The 5,597-nt window shown below is 74.0% G+C and carries 5 protein-coding genes; 2 read left to right on the top strand and 3 right to left on the bottom strand.

What is annotated here, in order from left to right; translation table 11 throughout:
• A partial coding sequence (locus E1298_RS43540) for a TolB-like translocation protein (protein ID WP_207945203.1) occupies positions 1 to 1,201 on the top strand: 1,201 nt, incomplete at its 5' end.
• Here E1298_RS43540 and E1298_RS43535 read toward each other — a convergent pair.
• Together E1298_RS43535 and E1298_RS43530 are read right to left on the bottom strand one after the other, a co-directional pair.
• Positions 1,202 to 3,367: an MMPL family transporter gene (locus E1298_RS43535; RefSeq protein ID WP_131903241.1), complete on the bottom strand. Its 2,166-nt coding sequence runs from the start codon at positions 3,365 to 3,367 to the stop codon at positions 1,202 to 1,204.
• Positions 3,368 to 3,556: 189 nt separating this feature from the next.
• Positions 3,557 to 4,486, bottom strand: a complete 930-nt coding sequence (locus E1298_RS43530) for a Ppx/GppA family phosphatase (protein WP_131903240.1) — start codon at positions 4,484 to 4,486, stop codon at positions 3,557 to 3,559.
• 158 nt (positions 4,487 to 4,644) lie between these two features.
• Here E1298_RS43530 and E1298_RS43525 point away from each other — a divergent pair, with 158 nt between their 5' ends.
• Entirely contained in the window at positions 4,645 to 5,088 is a 444-nt protein-coding gene (locus E1298_RS43525; protein WP_131903239.1) for a PH domain-containing protein, read from the top strand.
• Between the two features lie 97 nt (positions 5,089 to 5,185).
• Here E1298_RS43525 and E1298_RS43520 read toward each other — a convergent pair.
• Positions 5,186 to 5,597, bottom strand: a 412-nt coding sequence (locus E1298_RS43520; protein WP_207945202.1) for a PfkB family carbohydrate kinase, incomplete at its 5' end; no start/stop codon positions are given.

The raw sequence follows: 5,597 nt of genomic DNA, 5'->3' as shown, positions 1-5,597 counted from the left end.
CGCCACGTCCCATGACGCCCACGCCCGCGCCGCAGACCTGCGGCAGCAGGCCGCGCCGCCGCAGCAGGCGGCCCAGCAGCAGCCCCCGGCCCCAGCATCGGCTCCAGCCCCGGCGCCACCCGAATGGCGCACCGAGCCGTCGCATGAGAGGGGCACGGATCCGGGCGCGGGGATGCGGATGCCGCCCGCCGCGCCGCCGCCCGAGCGGCAGCGGACCGCCCCGCCCTACCTTCCGCCCGTCGAGTCGCCGACCCGGGAGTCGGGGCCCCGGCGCACCCGGGTGGTGGCGGCGAGCGCCCTGGCCGTGCTGCTCGTCGCGGGCCTGGCGGGCGGCGCCTACCTGCTCACGCGCCCGGAGGAGAAGAAGAACTCCGCCCGCGCCGCGGCCCCGGCGTTCCCCACCACGGCGATGGTCGTGCGGATCGACACCCGGCCCGGCTGGCCGAAGTCGTGCCACGCCGACATCGGCACCTACAAGGCCGGGGACGCGGAGCCGGTCGCGCTCGTCCGCGGGCCGCAGTGCGACATGCTGCCCGTGCGGTCGCCCGACGGCACGCGCATCGCGTTCACCCGGCGGATCGACGGCAGGTCCGAGGCGTGGGTGATGAACGCCGACGGCAGCGGGCAGCGGAAGGTCACCGACATCGCGGGCGGGCGGCTGACCTGGTCGCCGGACAGCACTCGGCTGGCCTACATGGGCGAGAAGGACGGCGGGGCCCAGATCTTCGCGGTCGCCCTCCAGGGGAAGGCGGTCACGCAGCTCACCACCGACTCGTCCGACAAGGACGACCCGATGTGGTCGTCCACCGGGCGGGTGGTGTTCTGGAGCAAGCGCGACGGGATCGAGCAGCTCTTCACGCTCGACCCCGGTCGGCCCTCGGCCCCCTGGACGAAGCTGAGCCGCGACCGGATTCGCGCCGTGGACCCGGCGTGGTCACCGGACGGCAAGCAGATCGCCTACACGCGCGGCCCGTCCGCGCAGAGCGACATCTGGGTGATGGATGCCAACGGGGCGAACGCGCGCCCGCTCGCCGCGTCCGCCGACCACGAGATGGACCCGGGGTGGTCGCGCGACGGCAGGTGGGTCTGCTACGTGCGCGGGCAGGTGGCCCGGCCGGAGGTCCGCGCGATCAAGGCCGACGGGACCGGCGACCGTACCGTCAGCCCGGCGGGCAAGCCTCTCGGGCACCCCAGCTGGTGATCATTCGCTGCCGACCGGGGCCCGCGGCGCGGTCTCGCCCTCGGCGGCGGCCGCCCGGGGGCGCGCCATGGCGCTCGGCCACCACATGTGCCGGTCGACGTCCAGGTTGAGGGCGGTGACCAGCACCGACCGGACGACGAAGGTGTCCAGCAGCACCCCGAAGGCGACCGTGAAGCCCAGCTCGGTGACGAACACCAGCGGCAGCGAGCCCAGCGCGGCGAACGTCCCGGCGAGCACCGCGCCCGCCGAGGTGATGACCCCGCCCGTCGCGGAGAGGCCGGTGAGCGCGCCGCGCCGCGTCCCGTGCCGCTTCGCCTCCTCGTGGACGCGGGTCATCAGGAAGATGTTGTAGTCGGTGCCGAGCGCCACGAGGAACACGAACGTCCAGAGCGGGAAGGACGGGTCGGCCGCGGCGAACCCGAACACGTGGGTGAAGACCAGCGCGCTGACCCCGAGCGCCGCCGCGTACGACAGCACGACCGTGCCGACGAGGAGCAGCGGCGCGACGAGGGCGCGCAGCAGCAGGGCGAGGATGAGCAGCACCACGACGAGCACGACCGGGATCACGACGTTCTGGTCCCGGTGGGAGGCGTCGCTGATGTCGAGCGTGACCGCCGACCCGCCGCCGACCTCGGCGTCGGCGTTCGGGACGCGGTGCGCGGCCTCCCTGGCCCGCTCGACGGCGGTGAACCCCCGCTTGGCGTCCGGCGGCGCGTCGAGCGTCGCCTCCAGGTAGACCAGGCCGTCCACGGGCTGCCCGGGCCGGTTCCCGGCGACCCGCACGTCGGAGATGTCGGGCACGGTGGACAGCGCCGCGCGGACGGCGTCCTGCGTCCCGGCCTTGACGATCACCTGGACCGGCGCGCCGCTGCCCGCCGGGAAGTGCTTGACCATGACCTCCTCGCCGGTGATCGAGTCGGGCTTGCCGGAGCTGAAGGCGTCCTTGTTGGGCAGCGACCCGGTCTTGAGCCCCAGGAGCCCGAACGCGCACGCGCCGAGCACCACGGCCGTGATGACCCAGGTGAGGCGGGGCCGGACGGCGACGAGGGTGCCGACGCGCGCCCAGCCGCCCTGCTCGGTCGGCTCGGCCGACCCGTGCGACGGGCGCTTGGGCCAGAACACCCAGCGCCCGCAGATGACGAGGAGGGCGGGCAGCAGGGTGAGCATCGCGGCGAGCGCGACGGCGACGCCGATCGCCATGACCGGGCCCATGCTCTTGGTGGAGTTGAGGACGGCGAGGAGCAGGCACAGCATGCTGAGCGCGACCGTGGAGCCGCTGGCGAGGATCGCGGGCCCGGCGCGGTGCAGCGCGATCGCCATGGCCTCGTGCCGGTCGTCGTGCCGCCGCAGCTCCTCCCGGTAGCGGGCGATCAGCAGCAGCGCGTAGTCGGTGCCGGCGCCGAACACCAGGACGGTCAGGATGAACGCGGCCTGCCCGTTGACGGTCAGCCCGGCGTTGTCGGCCAGCAGGTAGACGACGGCGTCGGCGGCCATGAGGGCGAGGCCGACGCACAGCAGCGGCGCCAGCCACAGGATCGGGCTGCGGTAGGTGACGAGCAGGATCGCGATGACGATGGCGGCGGTGATGAACAGCAGCGTCTTGTCGAAGCCGGAGAAGACGTTGCTGAAGTCGCCCGCGTACCCGGCGGGCCCGGTGACGTGGGCCTTCAGGCCCTGGTCGCCGCTCTGGACGATGTCGCGGTAGTCCTTGACGGCCGGGCCGAGCAGGTCCCATCCGTCGTCGCCGACCTTGACGTTGACGATCGTCTGGACGGCCTTGCCGTCCTTGGCGATGACGGGGTCCCGCACGCTCTCGGAGAGCGCCCGGGGCGGTTCGCCGCCCTTCGGGTCGCCCTTGACGGCCTTCAGCCGGGGGACGTCCGCCCTGGCCTTGGCCAGGTCGGCGCCGGTGACGGGCGCGCCGCCCCGGTCGTAGACGACCACGGCGGGGAAGGTGTCGGCGGGCACGAACTTCTCGGCCGCGTCCACCACCCGGGTGGACTCGGCGTTCTTCGGCAGCCACGACGAGGTGTCGTTCTCCTGCGCCCCGGTGAGCTTGCCCGCCAGGGGCGCGGACACGAGGAGGATGACGATCCAGACCCCGAGCACGACGAACTTGCTCCGCCGTCCGCAGGGCAAGGACGAGAACCGGTTCGCGCCCGTCATGAGGAACCCCCAAGGGTGTTGGCCGCCCGCCCCCCCATTAGCTACGTCGGCACGCCCCGGCCGTCAAGACATATCGCGTTCTTGGTCATCCCGAAGAAAGGGATATTCAGGGACTCTGCCCAGGTCATCCGGTACGCGACCGGATCCGGTCAGCCCGCCCACCACCGTGCGCAGATCCGGATCCGGATGTCAACCGGTGATCATGTCGAGGCGGCGGAGGATCACGCCCTCGCGCAGCGCCCACGGGCAGACCTCCAGCTCGGCCAGCCCGAACAGGTCCATCGCCGCGTCGGCGACGATCGCGCCCGCCGGGAGCTGGTGGACGCGCCGCTCCGACACCCCGGGCAGCTCGGCGCGCTCGGCGGCCGGCATCTGGACGAGCTTCTCGGTCCACTCGGTCAGGTCGGCGCCGTGCAGGACGCGCCGCTGGTACGGTCCATCCCCCGAGGGCGCCGCGCCGCCGATCCGGGCGAGCTGCTTGAACGTCTTGGACGTCGCGACCGCGTGGTCGGGCGGGCCGTAGCGCGCGACCTCCCCCACATGCCGGGCGATCTCCGCGCGGACGTGCCGTCGCAGCTTGCGCACCTCGTCCGGGGACGGCGGGTCGGAGGCGAACCAGTCGCGGGTCAGCCGGCCCGCGCCGAGCGGCAGCGAGAACGCCGCGTCCGGCTCCTCGTCGATACCCACCGCGATCTCCAGCGAGCCGCCGCCGATGTCGACCACGATCAGCCGCCCCGACGACCAGCCGAACCACCGCCGGACCGCGAGGAACGTCAGCCGCGCCTCGTCCTCCCCCGACAGGGCGCTGATGTCCACCTGCGTCCCGGTCCGGATGCGCGCCAGGACCTCCTCGCCGTTGACGGCGTCCCGGACGGCGGAGGTGGCGAACGCGACGAGGTTCTCCACGCCCTTGTCCTCGGCGATCTGCAGCGCCTCGTCCACGAACGCGCGCAGCCGGGCCTCGCCCTCCTCCGACAGGCGGTCCCCGTCCTCCAGGTGGGCGGCCAGGCGCAGCTCCGCCTTGTGGGAGAACGCGGGAAGCGGCCGCGCCCCCTGATGGGCGTCCACCACCAGCAGGTGCACCGTATTGGATCCAACGTCGAGCACGCCCAGTCGCATGCCCACGACGCTATCGGACGGTTCTCCGCAAAGATGGGGCGCATCAGGCATAACAGGGGTGAAAAAGCGTTCGCCGCACGTGGCGGAAACGCTGTCCTCGTCCTCTATACCGCCGCACCGGCGGCCCGCCCCGATCGTCCGGTCGCTACCGTGGCCTCATGGACGAGCATGCCGGTACGGGGCAGCACTGGCGGGTGCCCGCGAAACAGCTCGTGGCCAAGTGGGCGGCGGCCGCCGCGGTGGGGGCGCTGGCCGTGCTGAACTCCGGCGACGTGCAGCGGCTGCTGCTGGCGGGGGTGGCGGCGCTCGGGCTGGCCGTGCTCGCCCTGCGCGACGTGCTCGCCCCCGTCCGGGTGGCGGCCGACCACGAGGGCGTCACGCTGGTCACCGGCTACGCGGGGCGGCTCCGCGTGCCGTGGGACGAGGTGACCGCGATCCGGGTGGACGAGCGGCGCCGCCTGCTGCTGCACACCCGCCTGCTGGAGATCGAGACCGCCGACGACCTCCACCTGTTCAGCGCGTTCGACCTGGGCGCCGACGTCCACGACGTCGCCGACGCCCTCTACCGCCAGCGCGCCCGCGCCATCCCCGACCCCCGCTGACCCGTGCTGCCTCTGGGGGCGGACCCCCAGACCCCCGGCGGCTCCGCCGCAAACGAACAGTGTCGCCCCTGGAACCCGCGACCCCCGGCATGAACGTCTAGTCGGGAGCGGGCGGGAGGTCGTCCGGGCCCGGGTAGGAGCTCTGGGCGCCGTGCTCGCGGACGGCGGCGGCGCCGACCCGGGCGGCGTAGCGGGCCGCGCCGGCCAGGCCGTCGCCCCGGGCCAGCCGGAGGCAGAGCGCGGCGGTGAACGCGTCGCCCGCGCCCGTGGTGTCCACCGCCTTCACCTTCGGGGACGCGACCGCCGCCGTGCCCGAACCGGCCGCGACCAGCGCGCCCTCGGCGCCGAGCGTGACGACCACCGAGCGGGCGCCGCGCCTGAGCAGGGCCTCCGCCAGGTCTCCCGCCTCCGCGCCGGGCCGCGCGCCGCCCTCGCCGTCCTCGCCGTCGGCCAGGAGGAAGGCGGCCTCGTGCTCGTTGACCACCAGGGGGTCGCACAGGGCGAGCAGG

It is taken from the genome of Actinomadura rubrisoli (assembly GCF_004349215.1).
Classification (GTDB): Bacteria; Actinomycetota; Actinomycetes; order Streptosporangiales; family Streptosporangiaceae; genus Spirillospora; species Spirillospora rubrisoli.
This window is presented reverse-complemented; position numbering and strand designations above follow the sequence as displayed.